The sequence below is a fragment of the Methylophilus sp. OH31 genome, assembly GCF_000576615.1.
GTDB lineage: Bacteria > Pseudomonadota > Gammaproteobacteria > Burkholderiales > Methylophilaceae > Methylophilus.
In genome coordinates, this window is the sequence record NZ_BAUS01000002.1 from 373,846 (window position 1) to 399,316 (window position 25,471).

The following is a 25,471-nucleotide window of genomic DNA, read 5'->3' on the forward strand; positions in this document are numbered from 1 at the left end:
AGCCGACCAGATGGTCGGCTTTTTTTATGGTGCTTAATATTCTTTAAACCAGCCGCTTTTTGCGTGCCAGCAGGTAGTATAGAAATGCACCCAGCAGGTTGAGGAAGAAAATCACCAGAAACCAGACCAGTTTGTCTTCGCTTTGATTGGCCAGGCAATCGACCAGCATCCATACCCAAAATAATCCTAGTGCCAGTGCAATCAGGCTGCCTAATATGCCAAACCCAAATAAGAATTCCATGCTGTTTTCCTTTGTTAATTGCCATGAATCATAGCACGATCCATTTGCATGGATGATCATGTAAATGTGGCTGCTAGTAAGAACGCCTTTATAATCATGCTTTGTCGTTGCTAACGAATAGAACAATATTCATGAATCAAGTTCGCCTGAATGCCGGCGTTTGGCGTAGCCGCATACTCAAGTTTCCGGATGCAGAAGGCTTGCGCCCGACGTCTGACCGCGTGCGCCAGACTTTGTTTAACTGGCTAGGGCAGGAGATGACAGGCAAAGCCTGCCTGGATTTGTTTGCGGGCACGGGCGCCCTGGGCTTTGAAGCGCTATCGCGTAATGCCAGGCAGGTGACCATGCTGGAACTGGCCAAAGCGCCATTTCAGGCATTGCTGCAAAACCAGCGCTTGCTGGGCGCGACGCAGGCCGAGATCCGGCAAATGGATGCCTTGCAGTTTTTGGCGCAAAACAAACAGCGCTATGATGTGGTTTTCTGCGATCCACCCTACCATAAACAGTGGCTGGATAAGTTGTTGCCACAGTTGGCCAGCCACCTGGCCGACGATGGTTTGCTGTATGTGGAGGCGGAATATGCGTTAAAATCCGACTCGGGCTGGCAAGTGATCAAGTCCGGCAAGGCGGGGCAGGTGTTTTATCATCTGCTGCAGCCCGTAAACGCATAGGTCGGGAACACCTTAAAAAAATATTCGGGGTAAAGGTGAATGAGTAAAGTCAGAGTGGCAGTGTATCCGGGAACGTTTGATCCGATTACATTGGGGCATGAAGATATTGTGCGCAGGGCCGCCAATCTGTTTGATGAGGTGATTGTGGCGGTGGCCGGCAGTACCAGCAAGCAGACCTTGTTCAGCCTGCAAGAGCGCGTGGCGTTGGCCGAGTCTGTGTTTAATGGCAGCAACATTCGCGTGGTGGGCTTTGATGGCCTGCTGATGCAGTTTGTGCAGGCGCAAGGCGGACAGATGGTGATTCGTGGTTTGCGTGCGGCCAGTGATTTTGAATACGAGTTTCAGCTGGCGGGCATGAACCGCAAGCTGTATCCCAAACTGGAAACGCTGTTTATGACACCCGCCGAAGAATTTATGTTTATTTCCTCCAGCCTGGTGCGTGAAGTCGCGCGACTGGGGGGGGATGTGAACCAGTTTGTGTCGCCAGGCGTCGAAACTGCGATCAAGCAAAAACTGGCTACGGCTTCCCCCTAGAGCTTAACGCTATACCGATAGAAAATCCCTTATTTTAAAGAGTCATGGCGTTATTTATTACCGATGAATGTATTAACTGCGATGTTTGCGAGCCAGTGTGCCCGAATGAGGCCATTTCGCAAGGCGCGGAAATCTATGAAATCAACCCTGATTTGTGCACGGAATGTGTTGGGCATTACGATAAGCCACAATGTCAGCAGGTATGCCCTATCAGTTGTATTCCGCTAGACCCTGATCGACCTGAAACACAGGAACAGCTGATGGAAAAATATGTGCGGATTACTGCACTCAATCATTAAAACGAAAATAATTAAAACCAACATTAAAACGAAGTTACACGGATCTCAAGGAGTCAATAATGCGAGTATTACATACCATGTTGCGCGTAGGCGATTTGCAACGTTCGATTGATTTTTATACCGCGGTGCTGGGTATGAAGCTGATCCGCACTCAGGATTACCCGGATGGCGAATTTACATTGGCGTTTGTCGGTTATGGCAATGAGTACGATAACACCGTGCTGGAGCTGACTTACAACTATGGCAAAACAACCTATGATATGGGCGGCGCGTATGGCCATATGGCGATTGAGGTCGACGATGCTTACAAAGCCTGTGAACTGGTCAAAACCAAAGGTGGCAAAGTGGTGCGCGAAGCGGGGCCGATGAAGCACGGCACGATTGTCATTGCGTTTATCGAAGACCCGGACGGCTATAAAATCGAATTCATCCAGAAGGGGACGATTGAGTACCCCGTTAATGTCTAACCAGGCACAGTTATTAGAGGCTGTGACGCAGGCGCAAGCTGGCAACTGGGATGCGGCCCACAATATCGCGCAGGACTATAGCGACACCACGGCGAACTGGATTCACGCCGTGCTGCATAAGATTGAAGGCGATACCTGGAATAGCAAGTACTGGTATGCCAGAACCGGTGGTCACCAATATGAAGATTACGGCCCGGATGTGGCCGCAGAGCTGGTGGCCATTCAACAATGGCTGAGCACTGCTGCTGCGCAATAATTGATTGCTTACTTATGATCTTCGTCAGCAGGGCGGCGGCTGGAAATAAAAATCCCCCATAGCGACTGCACAAACAGGCCAATCACGGTGCCGGTGATAAATAGCAACAGGCAGGCGAGCAAACACACCAACAGCAAGAAGGCATCTTGCTGCCACAGACCCAGCGCAGACAGCGACTGCCAGACAGTCAGTATTTGCTGTATCCAATGATCGAGGTTGATAAGCGCCATGTGTTTATTATGCCTTAGGAAACACGGAATAAGTGGCTGCGCGAGCGGATTGCGGCGTTGCGCGGTACTCGAAATCCTCATGTACTATATGTAAATTCCGGTTTCTGCGTGCCGTGCGCCTTGCACTTCATCTCGCTCGCTCACTTCTGCCGTATTTCCTTTTTAACAGTAATTGCTTCTGAAAACAATTTACTCGCAAGTAAATCATTGTGCATGGTGCGTATTGATCTCAATCTTGTTCACCACAATACTTTTTGCACTGCCTTGTTATAGAGCCAAATCAGTGCACTCTCTTGCCTGATGTCGGTGCGTGTGCGCTATTCTAATTATTTAACACCATGATTTTTAAGTGAAAAAAGATACCTTGAATATGGCCTGCTTGTTGCTAGTCTAGCAAGGAGCTAGCACTGAGCTAGAGGAGAGGCACCATGATAAAAAAACTTGCGGCCAGCGCAACGATGTCAGCCGCCATGATGTCGGCAGACACCCAATTGACCGACAATATTCAATTACTGGGTGAGTTGCTCGATAAAGCGATTCTGGAGGTTGAAGGTGACGAGGTCGCGCAGAAAATTGCGGCGATTCGGCAAGCGGCCCTGCGCTTTCACCAGACCCATGACCAGCAAGCTTCGCTAGACCTGGAGCAGTTATTGGCCGGCCTGAGTTTGGAGCATACCGTGCGTGTGGTACGGGCATTGGCCTATTTCAAGCACCTGGTGAACCTGGCTGAAGATTTATACGGCCAGCAATTAGGGCATTGCCAGCAGAATACGCCTGCGCCCGGCATGCTTTCATATACCTTGTTGCAAATCAAGGCAGCCGGGATCCCGGCAGATACGATTAAACACCTGTTGCAGGACGCGCTGATTTCGCCCGTACTCACCGCGCACCCCACCGAAGTACAGCGCAAAAGCGTGCTGGATATTGAGCGCCTGATTGCCGAACTGCTGGCCGATCGTGCGTCTATGGTGTCCGAACGCCAGCGCACCCGTAATAGCCTGCTATTGCAGGGCGCGGTGTCAGCATTATGGCAAACCCGCATGATGCGTTACTCCAAACTCAGCGTGCTCAATGAAATCGAAAATGCACTGACTTACTACGAAAGTACGTTTTTGCATGTCATCCCCGAGATTCTGCAAGACATTGAACGCGACTTGTCTGACTTGCTGCCCAATGTGGCATTACCCGGTTTTTTGCGTATGGGCAGCTGGATAGGCGGTGACCGGGATGGCAATCCATTTGTGAACGGGACGACGTTGCGCGAAAGTGTGCGCTTACAGGCCACCACTTTATTCAGGTTTTATTTGCAGGAGCTGGCGGCCTTAAAACGCGAACTGGCTGTGTCAACCCGGGTGGTCGGCGTGGACGAGGCCGTGCTGCAAATGACAAAGGCGTCGCGCGACCAATCACAACACCGGCTGGATGAACCTTATCGCCTGGCGCTGAATGGTATTCATGATGGTTTGCTGGCCACGGCCAATACGCTGCTGCCGCAAGGTGGCTGGGTGTTGCCTGAAGACATGGCGGCTGACCCTTACGATACGCCAGAGGCCTTGCTGGCGCCTTTGCAAACCATCGCCGACTCATTGCGCAACCATCATGGCGAAGCCCTGATCTACCCGCGGCTGGGCAAGCTGATTAAGGCGATTGGCACTTTTGGCTTTCATCTGGCGACGGTCGATATCCGCCAGTCTTCAGACGTACATGAGGCGGTGATTACAGAATTATTGCAAAAAGCCGGCCATGACTTTGACTATGCGGGCTTTAATGAGGATGAAAAAATCGGCATTTTGCTGGAGGAGCTCAAGCAGCCACGCTTGCTGTTTTCGCCTTTTCAGCAATATTCTGAGCTGGTGCATAAAGAAATCGGTGTCCTGGTGGCAGTGCGTGAAATGCGTGAGCGCTTTGGCGAGTATGCCGTGCGTCAATATATTATTTCGCATACTGAAACGCTGTCTGACCTGCTGGAAGTGGCTTTGCTGCAACGTGAAGCCGGTTTGCTGCGCGGTGTGTGGGGTTCCGCCAATATCCAGGTCGATTTGAATATCGTGCCCTTGTTTGAAACCATTGCTGACTTGCGCGATGCGCCCATGATCATGGGCAAATGGCTGAGCCTGCTTGGCATCCGTCATGTGATTCGTTACCAGGGCAGTGAGCAGGAAGTGATGCTCGGGTATTCTGATAGCAATAAGGACGGCGGCTTTTTAACCTCCAACTGGGAGCTATATAAAGCAGAAATCTCACTGGTGGAGCTGTTCAACCAGGCCAACGTCAAGTTGCGCCTGTTCCATGGCCGTGGTGGTACGGTGGGGCGCGGTGGTGGCCCTACTTACCAGGCCATCATGGCGCAACCCAAAGGCACAGTGGATGGCCAGATTCGCCTGACCGAGCAGGGCGAGATTATTTCCACACGTTATGCGGATCCGGTGGTTGGGCGGCAGCATCTGGAAACCCTGATTGCCGCCACGCTGGATGCGACATTATTCCCGGCTGACCAACTGGAATCCGGCAAGCGACGCGCTTTCGAAGGCGTGATGGAAACACTGTCTGCCACCGCCATGACCAGCTATCGTAGCCTGGTTTATGAAACGCCTGGTTTTGCCGAATACTTTTTTAATACCACACCGATTAACGAAATTGCCGAACTCAATTTAGGCAGTCGACCGGCGGCGCGTAAATCGACGCGTCGCATCGAGGATTTACGTGCGATTCCATGGGGATTCTCCTGGGGGCAATGCCGCTTGCTCTTGCCCGGCTGGTACGGCCTGGGCAGCGCCATCCATCATTTTTTGCAGCAGGATCCTGCTTTAAAAGAAGCGCGGCTGGTCATGCTGCATGAGATGCAAACACATTGGCCATTGTTTAATACCTTGATTCAGAATGTGGATATGGTGCTGGCTAAAACTGACCTGATTGTGGCGCGCCATTATGCTCATTTGCTCGAAGACCGCGATCTGCGCGAAGAGATTTTCAGCCGGATTGCGCAGGAGCACAAGCTGACTACGGATGCCGTCAATCTGTTACTGGGCACCACGCAACGCCTGGCCAGTCAGCCGGTGATTGCAAAATCTATCCGTGACCGTTTGCCCTACCTTGATCCTATGAATCATTTGCAGGTAGAAATGATTCAGCGCTACCGCAATGGTGAAACGGATGAAAAGCTGAAGTGGGCGATTCCGCTCACTATTAACGGTATTGCCACCAGTTTGCGCAACACCGGTTGATTGCTTTGTAGGCAGTAAAAAAGGACAAGCCTGGCTTGTCCTTTTTTCACATAAGCCTAGTGCTTATGCTTGCTTTCCCAGGTTTTGATTTGCTTTTCGGCTTCGTCTTTGGTGATGCCGTAACGTTCCTGGATTTTACCGGCGACTTGATCGCGCTTGCCTTCAATCACATCCAGGTCGTCATTGGTTAATTTGCCCCATTGTTCCTGGACTTTACCTTTGAGTTGTTTCCAGTTGCCTTCGAAAATATCTTTATTCATGTCGAATCTCCTCAATTTAAGAATGGTGTTCAGGTCATTAACCTGTGTTGCATGTTAAAGATAAAACGGCATGGATTCAGTCGGCGCCTGGACTAACTTGAGGTCAGAGGAGACTGACATGCATGGTCAGAAAACCTGTTTTTAAGCGTGACTTTACGCTTGAGTGGGTTCCGCTGCGCCATTGAAAGCTGTTAAGATTCGGGCATGAAGAACACACTTTATGCGTTGGGCCAATCGCTGCTGCAACGTTTACCTTATGAATACTGGATAGGCTGGCGCTATACGCGTGCCAAGCGTAACAACCATTTCATTTCATTCATTTCGCTGACCAGCATGGTGGGTATTGCGCTGGGCGTGATGGCGCTGATTGTCGTGTTGTCCGTCATGAATGGCTTTCAGGATGAATTGCGCAAACGCATTCTGGGGGTTGCCTCGCATATAGAAGTGCGTGGTTTTGAGGCCGGCCTGGCGGGTTGGCAAAGTTTGCAGCAACAGATTCGGTCCATTCCGCCCAAGTCCGTCGCCAGCCCGATTGAAGGCGTCGCGCCTTATATCATGGCGCAAGGCATGCTGACCTATGACCAGGCGGTGCAGGGCGTGCTTATTCGCGGGGTATTGCCTGCGCAGGAAGCCAGTGTGTCAGAGCTTTCCAGCCAGATGAAAATTGGCCAGTTAAAAGATTTACAGGCCGGGCAATTCAATATCGTCCTTGGTTCAGATCTCGCCATGGCCCTCGGCGTGCGTGTCGGTGAAAAAGTGGTGCTGATGGCACCGCAAGGGCAGGTGACGCCTGCCGGGCTAGTGCCACGCATCAAGCAGTTCACTGTGGCCGGGATTTTCCAGGTGGGTATGTATGAGTATGACGCCGGGTTGGCATTGATCCACCTCGATGATGCCGCCAAATTGTACCGCCTGGGTGACCAGGTGTCTGGCCTGCGCTTGAAACTGGACGATTTGTTTATGGCCGACCGTGTCAGCCGTGAGCTGGTTCAGGCGCTGGGGCCTAACTACTATGTGACAGACTGGACGCAACAGCACGCCAATTTCTTTAAAGCAATTCAGCTCGAGAAGCGCGTGATGTTTATTATCTTGGCGCTGATTGTGGCGGTGGCAGCGTTCAATATTGTGTCTACGCTGGTGATGGCAGTGACGGATAAACGTGCGGATATTGCGATTTTGCGCACCATGGGTGCTACGCCGCAAGCCATCCGCAAGATGTTTGTGGTGCAGGGCGCGATGATAGGCATCATAGGCACGGTGTCTGGTGCGGTGCTGGGCGTGATACTGGCGTTGAATATTGAAACCGTGGTGCCATGGATAGAGCGCACATTTAATGTACAGTTCTTGTCCAAAGATGTGTATTACATCAGTGATTTACCTTCCAAACTGATGTGGTCAGATGTGACGGCAATTGTCGGTTTGTCTATTTTGCTCAGCCTGGTCGCCACCTTGTACCCAAGTGCGCGGGCGGCCAGCATGAATCCGGCGGAGGCCTTGCGTTATGAGTGAGTTAATATTGCAATGCCAGGGCCTGGCGAAAACCTATCAAGGCCTGGATACCTCGGTGTTGACCGGCGTCAATCTGCAATTGGCGGCGGGCGACCATGTGGCGATTGTCGGTGCTTCGGGCAGCGGTAAAAGCACCTTGCTGCATTTGCTGGGCGGACTGGATGCGCCTACGCAAGGCGACGTACAGTGGCTGGGCAAACCGCTGATCAGTTTATCCGAACGTGACAAGAGCGCCATGCGTAACCAGTATCTGGGATTTGTCTACCAGTTTCACCATTTGCTGCCCGAGTTTAGCGCGCTGGAAAATGTGGCGATGCCATTGTTGATTCGCCGCATGCCAAGAGCAGACGCGTTGGCACAGGCAGCACATTACTTGTCGCTGGTTGGGTTGTCACACCGGCTGGAACATACGCCTGGTGAGCTCTCCGGTGGAGAGCGCCAACGTGCAGCACTGGCACGTGCCCTGGTGACGCAGCCGCGTTGTATCCTGGCTGATGAGCCGACCGGCAACCTGGATCGCCAAACGGCAGAGCAGGTGTTTGAGTTGTTGCTGCAAATACAGTCGCAACAAGGCACTGCACTGGTGGTCGTCACGCATGACTTGGCACTGGCGGCGCGCATGCACCGGCAGTATCGTTTGCAGGATGGCACACTGCAAGCCATGGCATCTTCGCCACAGGATGTGACTGCCAGTTAGCGCGACCGTATGCTGCCAGGCGCCACAGTCGGATTACTGTTTGGAGTTTGGCTATTTCAGCAACAGCCCCAGCTGTGGTCGCTGACAGTCTGGGCCGGGTGGTTGGTTGTGCTAATCACGCTGAGTCTAATCCGATTCGGCCGGATACCGGCTCGTGTTCCAGGCGTTCCTTTTTCTTTTCCCGTTCAAACATTACTGCGCAGCTTGTGGCTGGTTCTACTGATTGCCGCACTGGCATTTGCCTATGCGCAGGCACGTGCCTGGTGGCGATTGCAATCGGCTTTACCTGTTGCTTGCGAGCAGCAGGTGATCACCATGCAGGGCATTATTGTCAGCGTGCCTGAGCGTGATGCACGCGGCCAACATGTAGATGTGGCGATAGTGCGTAGTTTTAATCCCTCCTGCCCGCCACCGGCAAAAGTGCGCCTCAATTTATATGAGCAGTCTTATCGCGGTGACGCTGCAAAATCGGTCGCCGTCATGCCGCGTTTGCAAGCGGGTGAGCGCTGGCAATTCAGCGTCCGGCTTAAACGGCCACACGCCACGCGTAATCCGCATGGATTTGATTATGCCGCCTGGTGCCTGGCTAACCAAATCGGGGCTAGCGGTTCGATTATCACCAAAGCGCCTATGCATAGATTGCAAGCGCTGGTCTGGCAGCCTGCCGCATTGATTGCACGCTGGCGCGCCCGTGTCGGCGACCGTATCGAACGGATTTTGGGCACCACGCCAGCCAGTGCAGTGGTGCGTGCGCTGGTGATCGGTGATGATAGCCAGATTGCACGCGCGGACTGGCAGTTATTTGTCGATACCGGCATTAATCACCTGGTCTCGATCTCAGGCCTACATATTACGATGCTGGCGTCCTTAGGCTATTTATGCACTGGCTGGCTATGGCGTTTACGGCCACGGTGGGCCCTGCGCCTACCCTCTACATTAGCCGCGAGTGCAGGCGGTGCACTGGTGGCAGTCGCCTATTCTGCACTGGCCGGTTTCTCTATTCCGACCCAGCGCACGCTGTATATGCTGCTCACGGTGTTGGCGATGCTGAGCCTCAAACATAGATTGCCCTTTTCATGGATACTTTGCGTTGCCATGTGGGTGGTGCTATTACTGGATCCTTGGGCGGTCATGGCGCCGGGGTTTTGGCTGTCTTTTAGTGCGGTGGCAATACTGGCGTTTGCCATGGGTGGGCGTTTGCGCCCGGCGTGCTGGTGGCGGGCAGCAATACACACGCAATGGATCATTACACTGGCATTTGTGCCGGTGCTGGTCATGCTATTCAATCAACTGTCTCTGGTCTCACCGCTGGCAAACGGGTTGGCAATCCCGCTGGTGAGTTTGGGCGTGGTGCCGTTGGCGATTGCCGGGGCGGTGTTGCCATTCGATTTCTTGCTGCAGTGGGCGGCCGGATTGTGGCAGGTTTGTGCGCACGCATTAGTGTGGCTGCATCAATTGCCCTGGGCTGTGGCTTATTTAGCGACGCCCCCCATGTGGGCATGGCTGCTGGCGATGCTGGGTACATTGGTTTGGCTGATGCCGCGCGGCTGGCCCTTGCGCTGGGCCGGTTTGCTGTTGTGGTTGCCGCTCTGTTTGCCGGTTTCTTCAAGCTTGCAGCCCGGTCAGATGCGTGTCACCGTGCTGGATGTCGGCCAAGGCCTGAGTGTGCTGGTACAAACGGCACAACATGCCATGCTGTACGATGCCGGGCCTGTTTATAACGCACAAAGTGACGCTGGTCAGCGCATCGTCTTGCCTTATCTCCGCCATTTAGGCCTCAGGCAGCTGGATCTGGCGGTAGTCTCACATGATGATAATGATCATGTCGGTGGCATGGCCTCTGTGTTGTCGGGCATCGCGGCTAAGCAAATAGTGAGCTCGCTGACATCTGATGCTAGTTTCTTTACGCAGTTGCAGCAGATTCACTCTGCGAGCGGCATCCCGGCAAGTGCTATCCCACGCATCGCGTGTCATGCTGGTCAGCAATGGCAATGGGACCAAGTCTCTTTTAATGTGCTTTACCCGACGCCGTCATTGGCCCCCGAGGTGAAAGACAATGACAAAAGCTGTGTGATTCAGGTGGTTTCAGCGCATGGCAGTGTGTTATTGACGGGCGATATTGAGCAATATGCCGAGCATGTCTTGCTTGAGTCTTCGCCTGAGGCGCTGCGTTCCAATGTCATGACCATGCCGCATCATGGCAGTAAAACATCTTCCAGCCCTGCCTTTATCCGGCAGGTACAGCCCGAGATAGCGATTGCCACCGTTGGATACCGCAACCGTTTTGGCCATCCCAAGCCTGAAGTGATGGCCAGGTATCAGGCATTGGGCAGCCAAACACTGCGCTCAGACCATGATGGCGCCATTGTGCTGGATTTTACGCACGGCCAACGACCACAAGTCATTCGCTGGCGCGCAGTCGAGCCGCATTATTGGGAGACTACTGATCAAGTTGTAGCAGGCGCATTGTAACGGGGTAGATACCGGACAAAACTTGCCCTCTGGCCTGGTTAACGCTAAAGTAGCGAAAGTTTAAAAACAACTGGAGTGTTTGCTGTGTGGGAAATTATTTTAGCGGCCGGCTGGCCCATCTGGCCTCTGATTATTGCCTCCGTGATTGCCTTGGCTATTATCGTCGAGCGATTCTGGGCATTAAGAGCCTCGGTCGTCACCCCTGAGCAATTATTGCCAGAAGTACAAAACTGGCTCAAGCAGGGTGGTGTGACGCGTGAAACGCTGAGTCGCCTGGAAGCACACTCCTTGTTGGGTAAAGTGTTTGCCAGTGCTTTGGCCAATATGAATAACTCACGTGAAGTGACTAAAGAGGCGATTGAAGAAACCGGCCGTGCGGTGGCGCACAAACTGGAACAATACCTGCCAACACTGGGTACCATTGCGACTGTGGCGCCTTTGCTCGGTTTGCTGGGTACGGTGATCGGTATGGTGGAATTGTTCGGTTCGTTTACCAACAGTGGCCATGACGTGGCGCAGTTTGCGCGCGGTATTTCTGTGGCGCTGTACAACACGGCAGCTGGTATCGTGGTGGCGGTGCCTTCCATGATTGCCTACCGTTATTTCCGCGGCAAGATTGATGGCTTTCTGGTCGATATGGAGCAGCAAGCGATTAAACTGGTAGAAATCATCCATGGTGACCGTGGCTAGGATCATCGTGGATAAGGTGATTGCTGCGCTCGGCGGCTTCACCGCATATTGAAAACAAAGGCAATTTCATGAATTTCAAACGTGGTGTCCGCAACGAAGAGTTGGAAATCAACTTTATTCCACTGATCGACGTACTACTGGTGATTATCATCTTTTTGATGGTGAGTGCGACGTTCTCTCGCACCAGCGAACTGCAAATTAACTTGCCAACTGCCGATGCCAGTGCGCCGCAGGAAAAACCATTGACCATTACGGTAGAGGTGGATGCGAATGGCCGCTACCTGGTGAATGGCAAAGAAGCCAATGGTGCAGTCGTCTCTGACCTGGCTGCGGTGCTGACGCAAGTGGGCTCCGAAGGGCCAACAGGTAAAGAGCCCACCATTATTATCAATGCCGATGCCAAAGCCACGCATCAGTCCGTGGTGAATATTATGGAAGCTTCGCGTATGGCCAATTACACGCATATTACGTTTGCGACGCAGGTGAATTCCCGCTAATGTATTACTGGGCACACATGGTTGTGATCCCTCAACAAGCCCGTCAATCATGGCGGGCTGTTTGTTTTTAGTCTGCCCGAGAAAATCGCATGGCGCGTAAGTCCGCTTCTGAATCAGTCATCGTTACTAATCCTGTCTTGCTCTATAAGCGCTTGTTTGCCTATGCCTGGCACTACAAGATGCATTTTGCATTATCCATGGTGTCTACCGGCATTCTTGCTTCCAGTAATACGCTATTCCTGGCCTTGATTAAAAAAGTCACCGATGAAGGCTTTGCCAAGTCTGTCGATCATGATGCTTATGTGCTGCCTTTAATGCTGTTTGGCCTGATGGCGATCAGGGCCGTGGCCGGATTCTTTTCTGTGTACAGTCTGCGCACGGTGGCCAGGCGCGTGGTGGAAGTACTGCGCAAGCAAATTTTTGCCAAATTGCTGATGTTGCCGGTGAGTTTTTTTGATGCCAACTCTAATGGCTTGCTGGTGTCTAAAATGACCTACGATATTGAGCGCTTGTCTACGGTGGTCACACGCTCTGCGCTGAATGTATTGCGCGATGTGTTGACCGTGATCGGCCTGATCGGTTACATGTTGTATTTAGACTGGCGCCTGACGCTCATTTTTGCCTTGGTCGCCCCATTGATGGGTTTGTATCTGGCGCGCACCACGCCCAAGTTACGGGCCAATGCTAAAAAAGTACAACAGGCCGTTGGCGAGATTACCAAAACGGCAGAAGAAGCGATTGCTGCACAGCGTATCGTCAAGATTTTTGGGGCACAGGCGTTCGAGAATGACCGCTTTGGTGAAGTGGTGAGCCGTAACCGCCAACTGGAATTACGTACTGCCAGAATTTCCGGCCTTAATAGTTTTGTCATTGAGATTTTGTCTGCCGTGGCCTTGGGCCTGGTGGTTTTTTATGCACTGGCGCAGTTTACCGTCGGCGAATTTGCTGCCTTTGTCGGTGCGTTAATGATGCTGATTGCACCAATCAAACACATCACCGCCGCCAATGAAGATTTGCAGATAGGCCTGGCGGCGGCACAAAGTGTATTTGATGTGCTGGATATTGATAACGAAGTCGATCAAGGTCGCTATCAGGTGGCCCGCGCTCAAGGCGCATTGCGTTTTGATCAAGTCACAGTGCGTTACCCGCAAGCCAAAAAAGATGCCTTGTCTGCCTTGAGTTTTGAGATTGCAGCGGGTGAAAAAGTCGCGCTGGTTGGGCGTTCAGGCAGCGGCAAAACCACACTGGTGAATTTACTGCCGCGCTTTTATGAGTCGCAACAGGGTTGCGTGTCGCTGGATGGTCACGATGTGCGAGATTACCAGCTCGACAATTTGCGCGCGCAGTTTTCGCTGGTTAGCCAGGATATTGTGTTATTTAACGACAGCATCTTTAATAATATTGCCTATGGTGCCTTGCGCGATGCCAGCGAGCAGGAAGTCATAGATGCGGCAAAAGCGGCCAATGCCTGGGAGTTTATCCAGCAAATGCCGCAAGGCCTGCAAAGCGAGATTGGTGATCGTGGCGTACGTCTCTCCGGCGGCCAGCGTCAGCGTTTGGCGATTGCACGGGCTATTTTAAAGAACGCACCGGTATTGCTGCTGGATGAAGCGACTTCTGCATTGGATAGTGAGTCAGAACTGCATGTGCAAATGGCGCTGGACCGCCTGATGCGTGACCGCACGACGATTGTGATTGCGCATCGATTGAGTACGGTGGAGAACGCCGACAGAATCTTTGTCATGGATCATGGCGACATTATTGAAACCGGCTCACACCAAACCTTGCTGGCACAAAACGGCTATTACAGCAGGCTTTATCACAAGCAGTTTCAAGACGACTAATGTTGCGCACCTGGTTTGAGCGGCAATGGCAAATAAACGGCTGGGCGCAATGCCTGCTGTTGCCGTTATCGTGGTTATTTGCCTTGTTGGCAGCGGGCAGGCGTTATGGCTACCACATCGGCTTATTTTCAAGCCAGGCTTTGCCGGTACCGGTCATCATTGTTGGTAACATCTCTGTTGGCGGTGTTGGTAAAACGCCGTTGGTGATTTACCTGGCACAGCAATTACGTGATGCCGGCTATGTGCCAGGTATCTTGAGTCGCGGTTACGGTGGTCAGCATAGAGGTGAGGTGAGGCCCGAAAGCGAGCCAGCACTGTGCGGCGATGAGCCGGTATTGATTGCCCGCCGTACGGGCTGTCCGGTGTGGGTGGACCCTAAACGCGCCGCTGGTGGCCTGGCATTACTCAAGGCACATCCCGAGGTGAATGTATTGATCTGCGATGATGGCTTGCAGCATTATGCGTTGCAGCGTGATATTGAAATTGCGGTGGTACAACGGCCATTGGGCATAGGCAATGGCCGATTATTGCCTGCCGGCCCTTTGCGTGAATCATTGCGTCGTTTACGCTCGGTCAACCTGGTGGTCGAAACCGGGCAATTGCCTGCCACGCCCGAGCCTGTGAACACTTACCAGTTGGGCTTGCGCATGGGTACCTGGACGTCGGTTGCTGATTTTTCCAGCGAGACCAGCACTGAGCGACTGCGTGGGCAGTCCGCTGAGCAGACCTTGGTGGCGATGGCTGGTATCGGGCATCCGCAGCGCTTTTTTGACCTGCTGGCGCCCATGGGCCTGGACTGCGAACAACGTCCGCTGGCAGATCATTATGCCTATAGCCAGGCCGACTTTATAGCGTTGCGCGGAAAAACCATACTGATGACAGAGAAAGATGCCGTAAAATGTCAGCATCTGGGCTTGGAAAATGCCTGGTTTCTGCCCATGTCGGCTGAACTAAGTCCTGTCGGCCATGATCAATCACTGGCAGAGTCTGTCATTGGCCTGTTGAAACACAAGCATGCAAAGGAAGTCAAAAATGAATTCTAAATTACTGGAAATCCTGGTCTGTCCAGTGACCAAAGGGCCGTTGGTTTACGACAAGCAAAAGCAGGAGCTGGTCTCAAAAAATGCACGCCTGGCCTATCCGGTGCGTGATGGTATCCCGGTCATGCTTGAAGACGAAGCTCGCCGCCTGGATGAGCACGAGTATAGCGAATAACGATGTTTAAGGTGGTTGTTCCTGCCCGTTTTGCCAGCACCCGTTTACCGGGTAAACCCTTACTGGATATTGCTGGCAAGCCGATGGTAATCCGGGTCGCTGCGCAGGCGGCAAAAAGCCTGGCGAATGAAGTCGTGATTGCGACAGATCATCTAGACATTATGCAGTCTGCTCAGCAGCATGGCTTCAATGCTGTCATGACGCGCGAGGATCATGTGTCCGGCACCGATCGTATTGCTGAAGTGGTCGCAAAAATGGCTTGGCCGGACGATGTGATCGTGGTTAATGTGCAGGGCGATGAGCCACTGATAGATCCGCTATTGATTAATGAGGTCGCACAAACCCTGGCGAATGACCCGCAAGCCGTGATGTCCACCGCCTGCCATCCTATCCATGAGGCAGAAGTTTTCGATAACGCAAACGTGGTCAAAGTGGTGTTAAATGCAAAACAACAAGCTTTGTATTTTAGCCGTGCTGCAATCCCGTTTCCGCGTGATGCGGAATACAGGCAAAGTCCTGCTGCCTATCGCCATATTGGTATCTATGCCTATCGTGTGGGCTTCTTAAAACAATATGCCAGCCTGCCAGTGACTACACTGGAGAAAATTGAAAGCCTGGAGCAATTACGCGTGTTGTATCACGGTTACCAGATTGCAGTGACGGTCACGGATCATGCTCCTGCGAGCGGAGTCGATACGCAAGATGATTTAGACTTGGTTAGGGAAGTATTTGCTGCGTCGCATGCTTGATTGCCAGCCGACCAAAATAAAAAAGCCTGCATCAGCAGGCTTTTTTATTGGCGCTTTTTAAGCGCGCATTATTAGTTTTTTCTTTGGCGGCGTACAGCAATCGCACCCATCAAAGCCAAACCGGCGAACATCATGCCGTAAGTTTCTGGTTCTGGCACTGGTACAGTGATTGGATTGATGGTGTAGCTACCTTCGTAGTGGCCACCGGCAATCAGGTTGAACTGCAGTGTATAGTTGCCTGCAGCCAGGTTAGACACGCTGAATGTGTATCTGGTCAAGTCCAGGTCTACCAATGGTGTCAGGATAGGCGCATAAGTAAATGTATCGTCTGCATCACTGATGATTGTCAGGCCTTGATACAAACCGGAGTTGTTTTCGTGCAGCAATCTCAGGCTTGGGTCCAACACGCCGGTCAGATCAAAGCTGCCGTCCAGGTAAGAAATGTTGATTTTTACAGTGTGGGATAAGCTGGTACCTGGGTGATCATTACCGCTGAATGTTGTAGTGGTGGCAAAAGCAGAGGTGCTGGCCAACAGTGATGCTGCGACTAACAGATTCTTAAACATAATTTTTCCCCGATTGATATTTTTAAAATGTTGCTGAGACGGATTATGACAACCTGGCGTCAGCAGGGAAATAGCCCGTTAGGGTCAGCACATGGCTGGGGTCTTGGGGATGGCGCTATCGAGCGTCAGGTTCTGAAGATAAAGTAGACCGCGCCCATCATGCACAGGCCTGCCCACAGATAGTCCCATTTAAGTGGTTGCTGCATATACATCACGGCAAAGGGGACAAAGATGACCAGTGTAATCACCTCTTGCAGGATCTTGAGCTGTGCCAGGTTGAGCTGGGTAAAGCCAATGCGGTTGGCGGGCACCTGAAAGCAATACTCAATCAGGGCAATGCTCCAGCTGGCAATAATGGCAATCCACAGTGGCTTTTGGTGCAGGTCGCGCAAATGGCCATACCAGGCAAACAACATAAACAGGTTGGCTGCCGAGAGTAACAGTACGGTTTTAATCAGGGTGTAAGACATACCAGGCGCCATGCCACGTCACTGTGTGACGCATTGCGCTGCGTCACACGATATATTGATTGAATTAAATAGCAGCTTCGCCAGTTTCGCCGGTTCTGATGCGGATGACCTGTTCGACAGAAGTAACAAAAATCTTGCCATCGCCAATTTTGCCGGTGTGTGCAGCTTTGATAATTGCTTCGATCGCGCCATCTACCATGTCAGTGGCTAAAATGACTTCAATTTTGATTTTTGGCAGGAAATCCACCACATACTCTGCACCGCGATAAAGCTCGGTGTGGCCTTTTTGACGACCAAACCCTTTGACTTCTGTGACGGTCAAACCATTGACGCCAATGGCAGACAAGGCTTCACGTACTTCATCCAGTTTAAAGGGTTTAATGACGGCTTCTACTTTTTTCATACGCGCTCCGTGGATAAATCTTTGTCTAGTATTCTACGCAAGCAGTGCTTTTTATTCAAATGTCACAGTGATTTCGAATTAAAAAGCCAGATTGCAGGTAATTGGGTAGCGGCGGTCTTTGCCAAAGCCACGCTCGGTGATGCGCACGCCCACAGCGGCTTGCCTGCGCTTGTATTCGTTGCGGTCTATCAGGCGCGTGACACGCTGTACGTCAGCCTGTGTGTAGCCCAGGCTGATAATGGCCTCTACGCTGAGATCTTTTTCAACGTAGGCTTCCATAATGGCATCCAGTACCTCATAGGCTGGCAAACTGTCCTGGTCGGTCTGGTTGGCGCGCAGTTCTGCACTTGGCGCGCGCGTGATAATGCGCTCTGGAATCACCGGGCCTAACTGATTACGATAAGTGGCCAGCCGATATACCAGTGTTTTTGGCACATCTTTAATCAGGGCAAAGCCGCCAGCCATATCGCCATACAGTGTGCTATAGCCAACGGCCGTTTCAGACTTGTTGCCGGTGGTGAGCACCAGGCTGCCAAATTTGTTGCTGAGCGCCATGAGTAACATGCCGCGTATGCGTGCCTGCAAATTTTCTTCAGTGGTGTCAAATGCTTTGCCCGCGAATTCATCAGCCAAGGTGGCACAAAAGCCTTCAAACAGCGGCTTGATGGGTAATACGCTGTAATCGACGTCTACCAGGTGCGCCATTTCAGCAGCATCTTCGACGCTGATCCCGGCGGTAAATTCTGATGGCATCATCACGGCTTTGACGCGTTCTTTGCCCAGCGCATCGACGGCAATCGCCAGCGTCAGCGCAGAGTCTATACCGCCGGACAGTCCCAGCACGACGCTCGGGAACTTGTTTTTGTTGACGTAATCCTGCAAGCCCAGCACCAAGGCTTTGTATACGGTAGCTTCCGTGGATAGTGGCTCGGCGATGTCCGTGGCCATGGGTTGTGTCTGTTGCAGCGTGAGGTAACCCAGGTGTTCTTCAAACATCGGCAGCTCTTGCACTAAGGCGCCCTGACTATTCATGCTGAACGAGGCACCGTCAAACACCAGTTCATCCTGGCCGCCAACCATATTGGCATAAACCATCGCCAGGCCGGTTTCCTTGATACGGTCACGCAGTACCTGGTAACGGGTTTGCTGTTTGTGCAGGTGGTAAGGAGAGGCATTGATGGTCAACAGCACTTGCGCATCCGCTTGCAAGGCTTGCAGCGCCGGTGCTGGTTCCCAGCTATCGGCACAGATTAAAATACCGTAACGCACACCATGCCATTCAAATACGACGGGCAGATCGCCCGCTTCAAAATAACGTTCTTCATCAAAGACGCTATAGTTAGGCAGGTTGTGTTTGTGGTAAGTGGCTTGGATTCTGCCAGAGTGAATCACCGAGGCCGCGTTATAACGCTTGCCTGCGACCATATGCGGATGACCGATAATCACCGCCATATCGGCGGGCAACTGTTGCTCTAACCATTGCAGGGCGCGCTGGTTGGCGGCATAAAAGTCTTGTCTGAACAGCAGGTCTTCGGGCGGGTAACCGCAGAGTGCCAGCTCCGGTGTCAGCAACAGTCTTGCACCTGCCTCATGGGCCTGATTAGCGAGCGCCAGGATACGTTCTGCATTTTGCTGCATGGCACCAACCATGCAGTTCATTTGAGCAATTGCGAGTTTCATGATGCCCTATTTATTGAGTACTTGAGTGGTCAGTACTTGCCACCAGCCGCTTTAATCAGCTCTACCATGGCAGGATTCTGGCCTTTCAGCGCGTAGACATAAGCGGTGAGGCCATATTGGTCGCGGGTTTTGACATTGGCCTCATGTTCCAATAACAGGCGCGCCATGTCAGGTGAATTGTTGCTCACTGCCAAATGCAGCAAGGGGGTGCCTTCACTGTCTTTGTGGTCAACATCCGCTTTATGCTCCAGTAGTGCTTTGGCGACTTCGGTTTGATTTTTAGTGACCGCCCAGGTCAATGCCGTCCATTCGTGCTCGTCCTCTTCATCCACTTTGGCGCCATGCTCCAGCAGGTAAATGGCAGCAGGGGTAAAGCCTTCCCTGGCAGTGATCATTAAAGCGGTGGTGCCGAGTTTGTCTTTGAGGTTTGCATCTGCACCGTGGCTTAAAATCGAGGTGATGGTAGGCACATCGCCACTTTTTGCGGCATACATGAGTACGGTTTTACCATCTGAAGAACGTACATTGGCATCAAAGCCACGTTCAATAATGAGGCCCACGACTTCGCTATAACCCGAGGTGGCCGCCAGGCCGAGCGCGCTCCAGCCGGCCGGATCGCGTACTTTGACATCCGCGCCTTTTTCCAGCAATGCTTTCACCGCGTCAATATTATTCTTTTTCGCCGCAAACATTAGTGCGGTCCAACCGCCTTGATCTTTGGCATTGATGTCGGCGCCATGAGCCAGCAGTTCGCGTATGACTTCAGCCTGGTTTTTGCGGGCGGCATACATGATGGGCGTGATTTTTTCACTGTCAGTCACATTGGGGTTGGCACCACTTTTAAGCAGTGCCTTGACCGTGGCAAGGTCGCCTTTGGACGACGCGATCAACAGGTAGGAAATATTGGCGCTTGGTTCTATGCTGGTTTCATCGACGGGCGCTTTTTTGGCGGCCTGTGCAGGCAGCGGCAAGCATAGCCCCAGCAACAGGCTGGCGCTCATGCAAAGAGCGCCAAGCCGATGGGTTGTCTGAGGACGATGCTTCATGCCGTTTCCTTTGTTTATGTTGTCGCGCGTTTGATGGCTTCGAGTACTGCTTCACCCAGGCCAGCAGGGGAGGCCGCCACCACGCAGCCAGCGGATTCCAGGGCGGAGATTTTATCTTCCGCTTTACCTGAGCCGCCCGAAATAATGGCACCGGCATGGCCCATACGCTTGCCTTTTGGTGCAGTCAGGCCTGCGATATAAGCGGCCACTGGTTTGGTGACGTGATGCTTGATAAAGTCAGCCGCAGCCTCTTCATCACTACCACCAATTTCGCCGACCATAATAATGGCTTCAGTTTCAGGGTCTTGCTGAAAGAGTTCCAGGCACTCAATAAAGTTCAGGCCTTTGATCGGGTCGCCACCAATGCCGACACAGGTGGTTTGACCCAAACCCAGCGCCGTCGTTTGATGCACGGCTTCATAGGTCAGGGTGCCAGAGCGGGATACCACGCCAACTTTACCGCGTTGATGAATGCTGCCCGGCATAATGCCAATTTTACATTCGCCAGGCGTGATGATGCCCGGGCAGTTGGGGCCAATCAGCCTGGTGCCGTTGGCACGCAAAGCGGCTTTCACATTCAGCATGTCCAGTACAGGGATGCCTTCTGTGATGCATACAATGAGCTCAATGCCAGCATCTGCCGCTTCCAGAATCGAGTCAGCCGCAAATGGTGGCGGCACATAAATGACGCTGGCATTGGCCTGGGTTGCTTTCACCGCTTCGCGCATGGTGTTGAATACAGGCAGGTCCAGATGTTGTTGGCCGCCTTTGCCTGGCGTCACACCACCCACCATTTTTGTGCCATAGGCCAATGCTTGTTCAGAGTGAAAGGTGCCTTGTTTACCGGTGAAGCCCTGGCACAGTACTTTGGTATTTTTATCGACTAGAATCGCCATGACTACACACCTTTACTTACTGCTTTGACCGCGTGCTGGGCCGCATCCGTCAGGCCCTCCGCAGAAATAATATTCAAGCCACTGTCGCGCAGCATTTGCTTGCCCAGTTCAACATTGGTACCTTCGAGGCGAACCACGACAGGAATCGTCATGCCGACTTCGCGCACGGCTGTGATGATACCGGTCGCGATAATGTCGCAACGCATGATGCCGCCAAAAATGTTGACCAGGATGGCCTTAACATTGCTATCTGCCAGAATAATTTTAAAGGCTTTAGTCACAGTCTCTGCCGTGGCGCCACCGCCCACATCCAGAAAGTTGGCAGGCATGCCGCCGTGCAGCTTGATCAGGTCCATGGTCGCCATGGCCAGGCCAGCACCGTTGACCATACAGCCAATATTGCCATTCAGGGCAATATAGTTGAGACCACTGTGGTGGGCTTCGGCCTCTTTGGTGTCGTCCTGTGACCAGTCGCGGATTTCGGCAAAAGGTTTTTGGCGATACAGTGCGTTGTCATCGACGGTCATTTTGCAGTCGAGCGCGACCAATTTGCCATCTGCGGTGACAATCAGCGGATTGATTTCCAGCAGTGCCAGGTCATTGTCTTTAAACAGTTTGTACAAGCCTTTGGCCAGTTTGGTAAACGCACCAATCTGGTCACCACTTAAACCCAGGCTAAATGCCAGGTTGCGCGCCTGGTAATCCACCAGGCCATTGAGGGGGTCGCAGACTTCCTGCAGGATTTTTTCCGGCTGCGTGGCAGCAATTTCTTCGATATCCATACCGCCTGCACTGGAGGCGACCATGACCACGCGTTCCAGCGTGCGGTCAACCAGCATGGACAAGTACAGCTCGCGTGCAATTGGCAACGTCTGTTCAACCAGCACCTGATGCACCGGCTGGCCATCAGGGGCATTCTGGTAGGTCACCAGATGCTTGCCAAGCAAACTACCGGCAACTGTTTGTGCTTCAAGCGCGGATTTCACGACTTTGACGCCACCCGCCTTGCCACGCCCGCCCGCATGCACTTGTGCCTTGACGACCCAGGCTTCACCACCTAATTCTTTGGTGGCAGCGGCAGCAGCTTCTTCGGATTGGACGACCAGACCGGCCGGGGTTGCCAAACCATACTTTTGCAGTAATTGTTTGGCCTGGTATTCGTGCAGATTCATGAGCGTGAGCGCTTTTTATGATTAAGCGCCTATTTTCGCGCAAATGGGCGCTCAAGGCTAGACCACAGGCAAAAAAACCGTGATGCGGGTATGCGATTTTATACGTATATCGTTGCTGGTGTCAGGTATGTAAGACTTTGCAAAAAATGCCTGCGTTAAAGCGTTAGCCCATATTGACTATTGGCATTCGTCATCGCTTTCAATATAGTTATCGTAGTAATATTTTATACATAAAAAATTATTGGAGAGTGATCATGTTGAAAAAACTACTATTAGTTTCGGCAATGGCTGTATCAATGCACGCGAATGCGCTGGTATTGAATGTTTCTGGTGTCGATGTGAACGGCGCCTCGCTCGATAAAACGACCATTATTAATCTTCCTAGCCAAAGTACTATTTTTGATTTTTTTGGTAGCTTGGATCTCAGTAAAAAATTACAGGAAAGCAATAATGCTGGTGCAGTATTTGGCTTGTATTTAAACACGCCTGGCACAGGAACGCTGCTGAAACCACTTGCTGATTTCACTGCGTCTGCCGGTGATGTTTACAGTTTTAATTTCACCAACCTGGCAGCTGGTGATTACAGCTTGCGTTTTAACGTGACTGGTGGCGGTAGCTATGCTTTGACCTCTACGATCAATACGGTGACCACACCTGTGCCTGAAGCTAACACTTACAGCATGATCATATTAGGCCTGGGTGTCATGGGGGCTGTGATTCGCCGTCGCAAACTGATCTGATTGATTTATCTCCTTGTATGTAAAAAAGCCGTTTAACGCTCAGCGTTAAACGGCTTTTTTGTTGCGGTGGGCTGGCACGCGATTCAATCGCGCCACTAGTCCAGATTGTTACTGGTTCAAATCCTGCGCCCAGGCATTGCCATACACTTTTCCATTACGTGACAGCACCAGCATCTGATACATGCTGACTACCCACATATAGCTGGAAGCCAGGCTATAGCCAACACCACCGATAATGGTCAGCCAGGCAAAATGCGGTGACAGCTTGGTCAGCCACCAGGACATGACGTCAACAATCAGGAACGCAAACGGGAAGGCGATGGCGACGATTTTGGCGGTTTTAGGCACGTTAACCGCAAAGCTGAAAATCAGGCCGATAAAAAAGAAAATAAAACTGATGCCAAACAGGTGGATATGTGAGACACGGGTCAGGCCGCTAATCGTGGCGCCTTCATTCACTTCAGCACGTGATTTCACTTCTTCATACTTGGTGAAGTTGGGAATGCCGGGAATGTTGCTGTGGCAGACAATACAGTGCTGGGCAAAGATTTGCTTGTAATGTGATTCCCACTGGTCTTCCGGTGCACCTTGCTGTGCCCATTTGATGATGTCCTGGCGCACTTCCAGCGGTGCTTTGTCAGACATGGAGCCATTTAACTTGCTGGCCAGTTTGGTACCGCTGCGGTCGCCATAATAGCTGTAGACAATATCGTTGACGGATAAGCCGAATTTGCCATCAGCCATACCGTGTGTGAGCATGATTTGCAAACCAGCCATGCACAAGCCAACGCCAATGACCAGCAGGTAACCGATAAACAGCGCTTTAAGTGGCAATGGCAGGTTGGGCAGGTTCAGCCATGGCAATGTTTGTGAGTCTTGTTTCATACGTTTCCCGGGGTTTTTTAATTTGCTTGCAAGCATACCATCGCTTGTGGCATTCCAAAAACAGAAATACTCCTTAAAAACAGCCTGTTCTCAGCGTTTATGTAGGCAACTGGTATAATCGCGCTTTTGTTTAATTAGTGATTTTTATCATGCGTTTAGTGGTTCAAGGTCCTGCCATCAGCATGGCACATTTGTCTCATATTCATGGCTTGGTCGGTGGGCATACGCAGTTTATGCAAGTGGCGCAACATGCGTATTACCTGCCGGTCGCCGAGGGGGAATACCTCGATGTGAAGGCATTTTGTACCAGCCAGCAGATTGATTGCGCCATTGTGCAGGATGCCCACCGCCTGCCAGAAATAGGTCTGTGCGTCATGGACATGGACTCGACCCTGATTGCCATTGAGTGTATTGATGAAATTGCCGACATGATGAACCTCAAGCCGCAAGTGGCCGAGATCACCGAGGCTGCCATGCGCGGTGAGCTGGATTTTGCTGCCAGTTTGCGCAAGCGTGTGGCCTTGCTCAAAGGCTTGCCAGAGACAGCGCTACAACGCGTGATTGAGGAGCGCTTAACCTTTAATCCAGGCGCGCAAGAGTGGATTAATACCTGCAAGCAACATGGCATTAAAACCATGGTGGTGTCTGGCGGATTCACATTTTTCGCCAATTATGTCAAAGATACGCTAGGGCTGGATTATGCCGTCTCCAATACGCTGGAAATTGTCGATGGCAAATTGACCGGCCAGGTGCTGGGCGACATTGTAGATGCCCAGCGCAAGGCCGATGAGTTATTGAATCTGCGCGAAGCACTCGGCCTGGATGCCACGCAAACCATCGCCATTGGTGATGGCGCCAACGACCTGACCATGATGTCCGTGGCTGCGGTCGGTGTGGCTTATCACGCCAAACCGGTGGTGCAGCAGCAAGCCATGTATGCACTGAATGTGGTGGGCCTGGATGGCGTCGCCAATCTGTTGACCATCTAGTTGCTGCGCTCATCGATCAATGAGCGGCAGTCTGCTGGGTTGGTGTTTTTTAAATAAATAATTGATTTATTTATACTTTTCTTAAAAAATAGTTTGCTATTGTGGCGATTAACGTGCATAGTGTGCCCACGCGAAGTTCAAGCATTGTTGTTTTCTCTGGTGTTATCTTTCGGTTCTATCGTTAATCCCGCTACTTGACCCTCGCCTTTAATAGGGGAAACCCATTCATTTTTTAAGGAATTATTATGGCAACAGGTATTGTGAAGTGGTTTAACGATGCAAAAGGGTTTGGTTTTATTACGCCAGACCAAGGTGGCGATGACTTATTTGCGCATTTCTCAGCGATTCAATCTGCTGGTTTTAAAAGCCTGGCAGAAAATCAGCGTGTTTCTTATGAAGAAACAACAGGCCCTAAGGGTAAACAAGCGTCAGCCATTCAAGTGATTGCTTAAGCACGTGCGTTTGGGTGAATTCACCCCCGGATAAAGCCCGTTTGTACGGGCTTTTTTGTTTTTTATTTTAAGGATACCTCATGGCTAAAGAAGAGTTGATTGAAATGCAGGGCGCAGTGACGGAAATATTGCCAGATGCGCGCTATCGCGTGACGCTGGATAACGGCCATCAGCTGATTGCTTACACTGGCGGCAAAATGCGCAAACATAAAATACGTATTCTGGCTGGCGACAAAATCACCATTGAAATGTCACCCTATGATATGGGTAAAGGGCGCATTACTTTCCGTCATCTACCGCCACGCAAGCCTTCATAA

Annotated in this window: 30 protein-coding genes; 19 read left to right on the forward strand and 11 right to left on the reverse strand. The window is 51.8% G+C overall.

Translation table 11 applies throughout. From position 1 onward, the window contains the following. Nucleotides 1-43 precede the first annotated feature (43 nt). A complete protein-coding gene (locus OH31_RS03440; RefSeq protein WP_024929640.1) occupies nt 44-241 on the reverse strand; it encodes a PLDc N-terminal domain-containing protein in 198 nt (65 codons plus the stop codon). A gap of 131 nt (nt 242-372) precedes the next feature. Here OH31_RS03440 and rsmD point away from each other — a divergent pair, with 131 nt between their 5' ends. The 5 genes from rsmD to OH31_RS03465 are packed head-to-tail and all read left to right on the forward strand — an operon-like array spanning nt 373 to nt 2,468. Then, on the forward strand, nt 373-912 hold the full coding sequence (gene rsmD, locus OH31_RS03445; protein ID WP_024929641.1) for a 16S rRNA (guanine(966)-N(2))-methyltransferase RsmD: 540 nt from the start codon (nt 373-375) through the stop codon (nt 910-912). A 39-nt stretch (nt 913-951) separates the two neighbouring features. Further along, the gene (coaD, locus tag OH31_RS03450; RefSeq protein ID WP_024929642.1) at nt 952-1,446 is read left to right on the forward strand and encodes a pantetheine-phosphate adenylyltransferase; all 495 of its coding nucleotides are present in this window, start codon (nt 952-954) and stop codon (nt 1,444-1,446) included. Between the two features lie 44 nt (nt 1,447-1,490). Further along, complete coding sequence (locus OH31_RS03455; RefSeq protein WP_019881644.1) at nt 1,491-1,745, forward strand: YfhL family 4Fe-4S dicluster ferredoxin; 255 nt, start codon at nt 1,491-1,493, stop codon at nt 1,743-1,745. A 59-nt stretch (nt 1,746-1,804) separates the two neighbouring features. Beyond that, entirely contained in the window at nt 1,805-2,212 is a 408-nt protein-coding gene (gene gloA, locus OH31_RS03460; protein ID WP_024929643.1) for a lactoylglutathione lyase, read from the forward strand. Next, entirely contained in the window at nt 2,205-2,468 is a 264-nt protein-coding gene (locus tag OH31_RS03465; RefSeq protein ID WP_024929644.1) for a hypothetical protein, read from the forward strand. Before gloA ends, OH31_RS03465 begins: the two co-directional genes overlap by 8 nt. A gap of 8 nt (nt 2,469-2,476) precedes the next feature. On the opposite strand, the gene OH31_RS03470 is transcribed toward OH31_RS03465, so the two are convergent. Continuing rightward, nucleotides 2,477-2,698, reverse strand: a complete 222-nt coding sequence (locus OH31_RS03470) for a hypothetical protein (protein WP_019881647.1) — start codon at nt 2,696-2,698, stop codon at nt 2,477-2,479. A 428-nt stretch (nt 2,699-3,126) separates the two neighbouring features. Between OH31_RS03470 and ppc the strand changes: the two genes are divergently transcribed. Then, the gene (gene ppc / locus OH31_RS03475) at nt 3,127-5,922 is read left to right on the forward strand and encodes a phosphoenolpyruvate carboxylase (protein WP_024929645.1); all 2,796 of its coding nucleotides are present in this window, start codon (nt 3,127-3,129) and stop codon (nt 5,920-5,922) included. Between the two features lie 56 nt (nt 5,923-5,978). Here the strand turns inward: ppc and OH31_RS03480 are convergent, their stop codons facing one another. After that, entirely contained in the window at nt 5,979-6,182 is a 204-nt protein-coding gene (locus tag OH31_RS03480) for a CsbD family protein (protein ID WP_019881649.1), read from the reverse strand. A 204-nt stretch (nt 6,183-6,386) separates the two neighbouring features. Between OH31_RS03480 and OH31_RS03485 the strand changes: the two genes are divergently transcribed. The 9 genes from OH31_RS03485 to kdsB all read left to right on the forward strand — a co-directional run bounded on the left by OH31_RS03485 (nt 6,387) and on the right by kdsB (nt 15,855). Beyond that, nucleotides 6,387-7,691 carry a lipoprotein-releasing ABC transporter permease subunit gene (locus OH31_RS03485; RefSeq protein WP_024929646.1) on the forward strand — a complete coding sequence of 435 codons (1,305 nt, stop codon included), beginning with the start codon at nt 6,387-6,389 and terminating at the stop codon, nt 7,689-7,691. Next, nucleotides 7,684-8,388: a lipoprotein-releasing ABC transporter ATP-binding protein LolD gene (lolD, locus tag OH31_RS03490; RefSeq protein WP_024929647.1), complete on the forward strand. Its 705-nt coding sequence runs from the start codon at nt 7,684-7,686 to the stop codon at nt 8,386-8,388. The genes OH31_RS03485 and lolD overlap by 8 nt, the downstream gene beginning before the upstream one ends. A gap of 9 nt (nt 8,389-8,397) precedes the next feature. After that, nucleotides 8,398-10,860, forward strand: a complete 2,463-nt coding sequence (locus OH31_RS03495) for a DNA internalization-related competence protein ComEC/Rec2 (protein WP_024929648.1) — start codon at nt 8,398-8,400, stop codon at nt 10,858-10,860. 84 nt (nt 10,861-10,944) lie between these two features. Further along, a complete protein-coding gene (locus tag OH31_RS03500) occupies nt 10,945-11,550 on the forward strand; it encodes a MotA/TolQ/ExbB proton channel family protein (protein ID WP_024929649.1) in 606 nt (201 codons plus the stop codon). A 68-nt stretch (nt 11,551-11,618) separates the two neighbouring features. After that, nucleotides 11,619-12,047, forward strand: a complete 429-nt coding sequence (locus tag OH31_RS03505; protein ID WP_024929650.1) for a biopolymer transporter ExbD — start codon at nt 11,619-11,621, stop codon at nt 12,045-12,047. A gap of 89 nt (nt 12,048-12,136) precedes the next feature. Continuing rightward, nucleotides 12,137-13,891, forward strand: coding sequence for a lipid A export permease/ATP-binding protein MsbA (gene msbA, locus OH31_RS03510; RefSeq protein ID WP_024929651.1), 1,755 nt, complete (start codon nt 12,137-12,139; stop codon nt 13,889-13,891). Then, nucleotides 13,891-14,934, forward strand: a complete 1,044-nt coding sequence (lpxK, locus tag OH31_RS03515) for a tetraacyldisaccharide 4'-kinase (RefSeq protein WP_024929652.1) — start codon at nt 13,891-13,893, stop codon at nt 14,932-14,934. The genes msbA and lpxK overlap by 1 nt, the downstream gene beginning before the upstream one ends. Beyond that, on the forward strand, nt 14,924-15,106 hold the full coding sequence (locus OH31_RS03520; RefSeq protein ID WP_019881657.1) for a Trm112 family protein: 183 nt from the start codon (nt 14,924-14,926) through the stop codon (nt 15,104-15,106). Before lpxK ends, OH31_RS03520 begins: the two co-directional genes overlap by 11 nt. A gap of 2 nt (nt 15,107-15,108) precedes the next feature. Then, on the forward strand, nt 15,109-15,855 hold the full coding sequence (kdsB, locus tag OH31_RS03525; RefSeq protein WP_024929653.1) for a 3-deoxy-manno-octulosonate cytidylyltransferase: 747 nt from the start codon (nt 15,109-15,111) through the stop codon (nt 15,853-15,855). A 71-nt stretch (nt 15,856-15,926) separates the two neighbouring features. Here kdsB and OH31_RS03530 read toward each other — a convergent pair whose 3' ends face one another. The 7 genes from OH31_RS03530 to sucC all read right to left on the reverse strand — a co-directional run bounded on the left by OH31_RS03530 (nt 15,927) and on the right by sucC (nt 22,088). Continuing rightward, nucleotides 15,927-16,421 carry an FxDxF family PEP-CTERM protein gene (locus tag OH31_RS03530; RefSeq protein WP_019881659.1) on the reverse strand — a complete coding sequence of 165 codons (495 nt, stop codon included), beginning with the start codon at nt 16,419-16,421 and terminating at the stop codon, nt 15,927-15,929. A 125-nt stretch (nt 16,422-16,546) separates the two neighbouring features. Continuing rightward, on the reverse strand, nt 16,547-16,891 hold the full coding sequence (locus OH31_RS03535) for a DMT family protein (RefSeq protein ID WP_024929654.1): 345 nt from the start codon (nt 16,889-16,891) through the stop codon (nt 16,547-16,549). Between the two features lie 64 nt (nt 16,892-16,955). Further along, a complete protein-coding gene (locus OH31_RS03540; protein ID WP_019881661.1) occupies nt 16,956-17,294 on the reverse strand; it encodes a P-II family nitrogen regulator in 339 nt (112 codons plus the stop codon). Nucleotides 17,295-17,372: 78 nt separating this feature from the next. After that, nucleotides 17,373-18,974, reverse strand: coding sequence for an NAD+ synthase (locus OH31_RS03545; RefSeq protein ID WP_024929655.1), 1,602 nt, complete (start codon nt 18,972-18,974; stop codon nt 17,373-17,375). A gap of 29 nt (nt 18,975-19,003) precedes the next feature. After that, on the reverse strand, nt 19,004-19,975 hold the full coding sequence (locus OH31_RS03550) for an ankyrin repeat domain-containing protein (protein ID WP_024929656.1): 972 nt from the start codon (nt 19,973-19,975) through the stop codon (nt 19,004-19,006). 59 nt (nt 19,976-20,034) lie between these two features. Further along, complete coding sequence (gene sucD, locus OH31_RS03555) at nt 20,035-20,916, reverse strand: succinate--CoA ligase subunit alpha (RefSeq protein ID WP_024929657.1); 882 nt, start codon at nt 20,914-20,916, stop codon at nt 20,035-20,037. Between the two features lie 2 nt (nt 20,917-20,918). After that, nucleotides 20,919-22,088 (reverse strand): ADP-forming succinate--CoA ligase subunit beta, encoded by a 1,170-nt coding sequence (gene sucC / locus OH31_RS03560; RefSeq protein ID WP_024929658.1) that lies wholly within the window; start codon nt 22,086-22,088, stop codon nt 20,919-20,921. Between the two features lie 254 nt (nt 22,089-22,342). Between sucC and OH31_RS03565 the strand changes: the two genes are divergently transcribed. Next, a complete protein-coding gene (locus tag OH31_RS03565; RefSeq protein ID WP_242402192.1) occupies nt 22,343-22,828 on the forward strand; it encodes a PEP-CTERM sorting domain-containing protein in 486 nt (161 codons plus the stop codon). A gap of 108 nt (nt 22,829-22,936) precedes the next feature. Here OH31_RS03565 and OH31_RS03570 read toward each other — a convergent pair whose 3' ends face one another. Continuing rightward, nucleotides 22,937-23,713 carry an elongation factor-1 alpha gene (locus tag OH31_RS03570; protein WP_235272887.1) on the reverse strand — a complete coding sequence of 259 codons (777 nt, stop codon included), beginning with the start codon at nt 23,711-23,713 and terminating at the stop codon, nt 22,937-22,939. A gap of 149 nt (nt 23,714-23,862) precedes the next feature. On the opposite strand from OH31_RS03570, the gene serB reads away from it, so the two are divergent. From serB to infA, 3 genes are all read left to right on the forward strand, one after another. Further along, the gene (gene serB / locus OH31_RS03575) at nt 23,863-24,702 is read left to right on the forward strand and encodes a phosphoserine phosphatase SerB (RefSeq protein WP_024929661.1); all 840 of its coding nucleotides are present in this window, start codon (nt 23,863-23,865) and stop codon (nt 24,700-24,702) included. A 245-nt stretch (nt 24,703-24,947) separates the two neighbouring features. Further along, on the forward strand, nt 24,948-25,154 hold the full coding sequence (locus OH31_RS03585; RefSeq protein ID WP_019881669.1) for a cold-shock protein: 207 nt from the start codon (nt 24,948-24,950) through the stop codon (nt 25,152-25,154). Nucleotides 25,155-25,234: 80 nt separating this feature from the next. Further along, entirely contained in the window at nt 25,235-25,471 is a 237-nt protein-coding gene (infA, locus tag OH31_RS03590; RefSeq protein WP_019881670.1) for a translation initiation factor IF-1, read from the forward strand.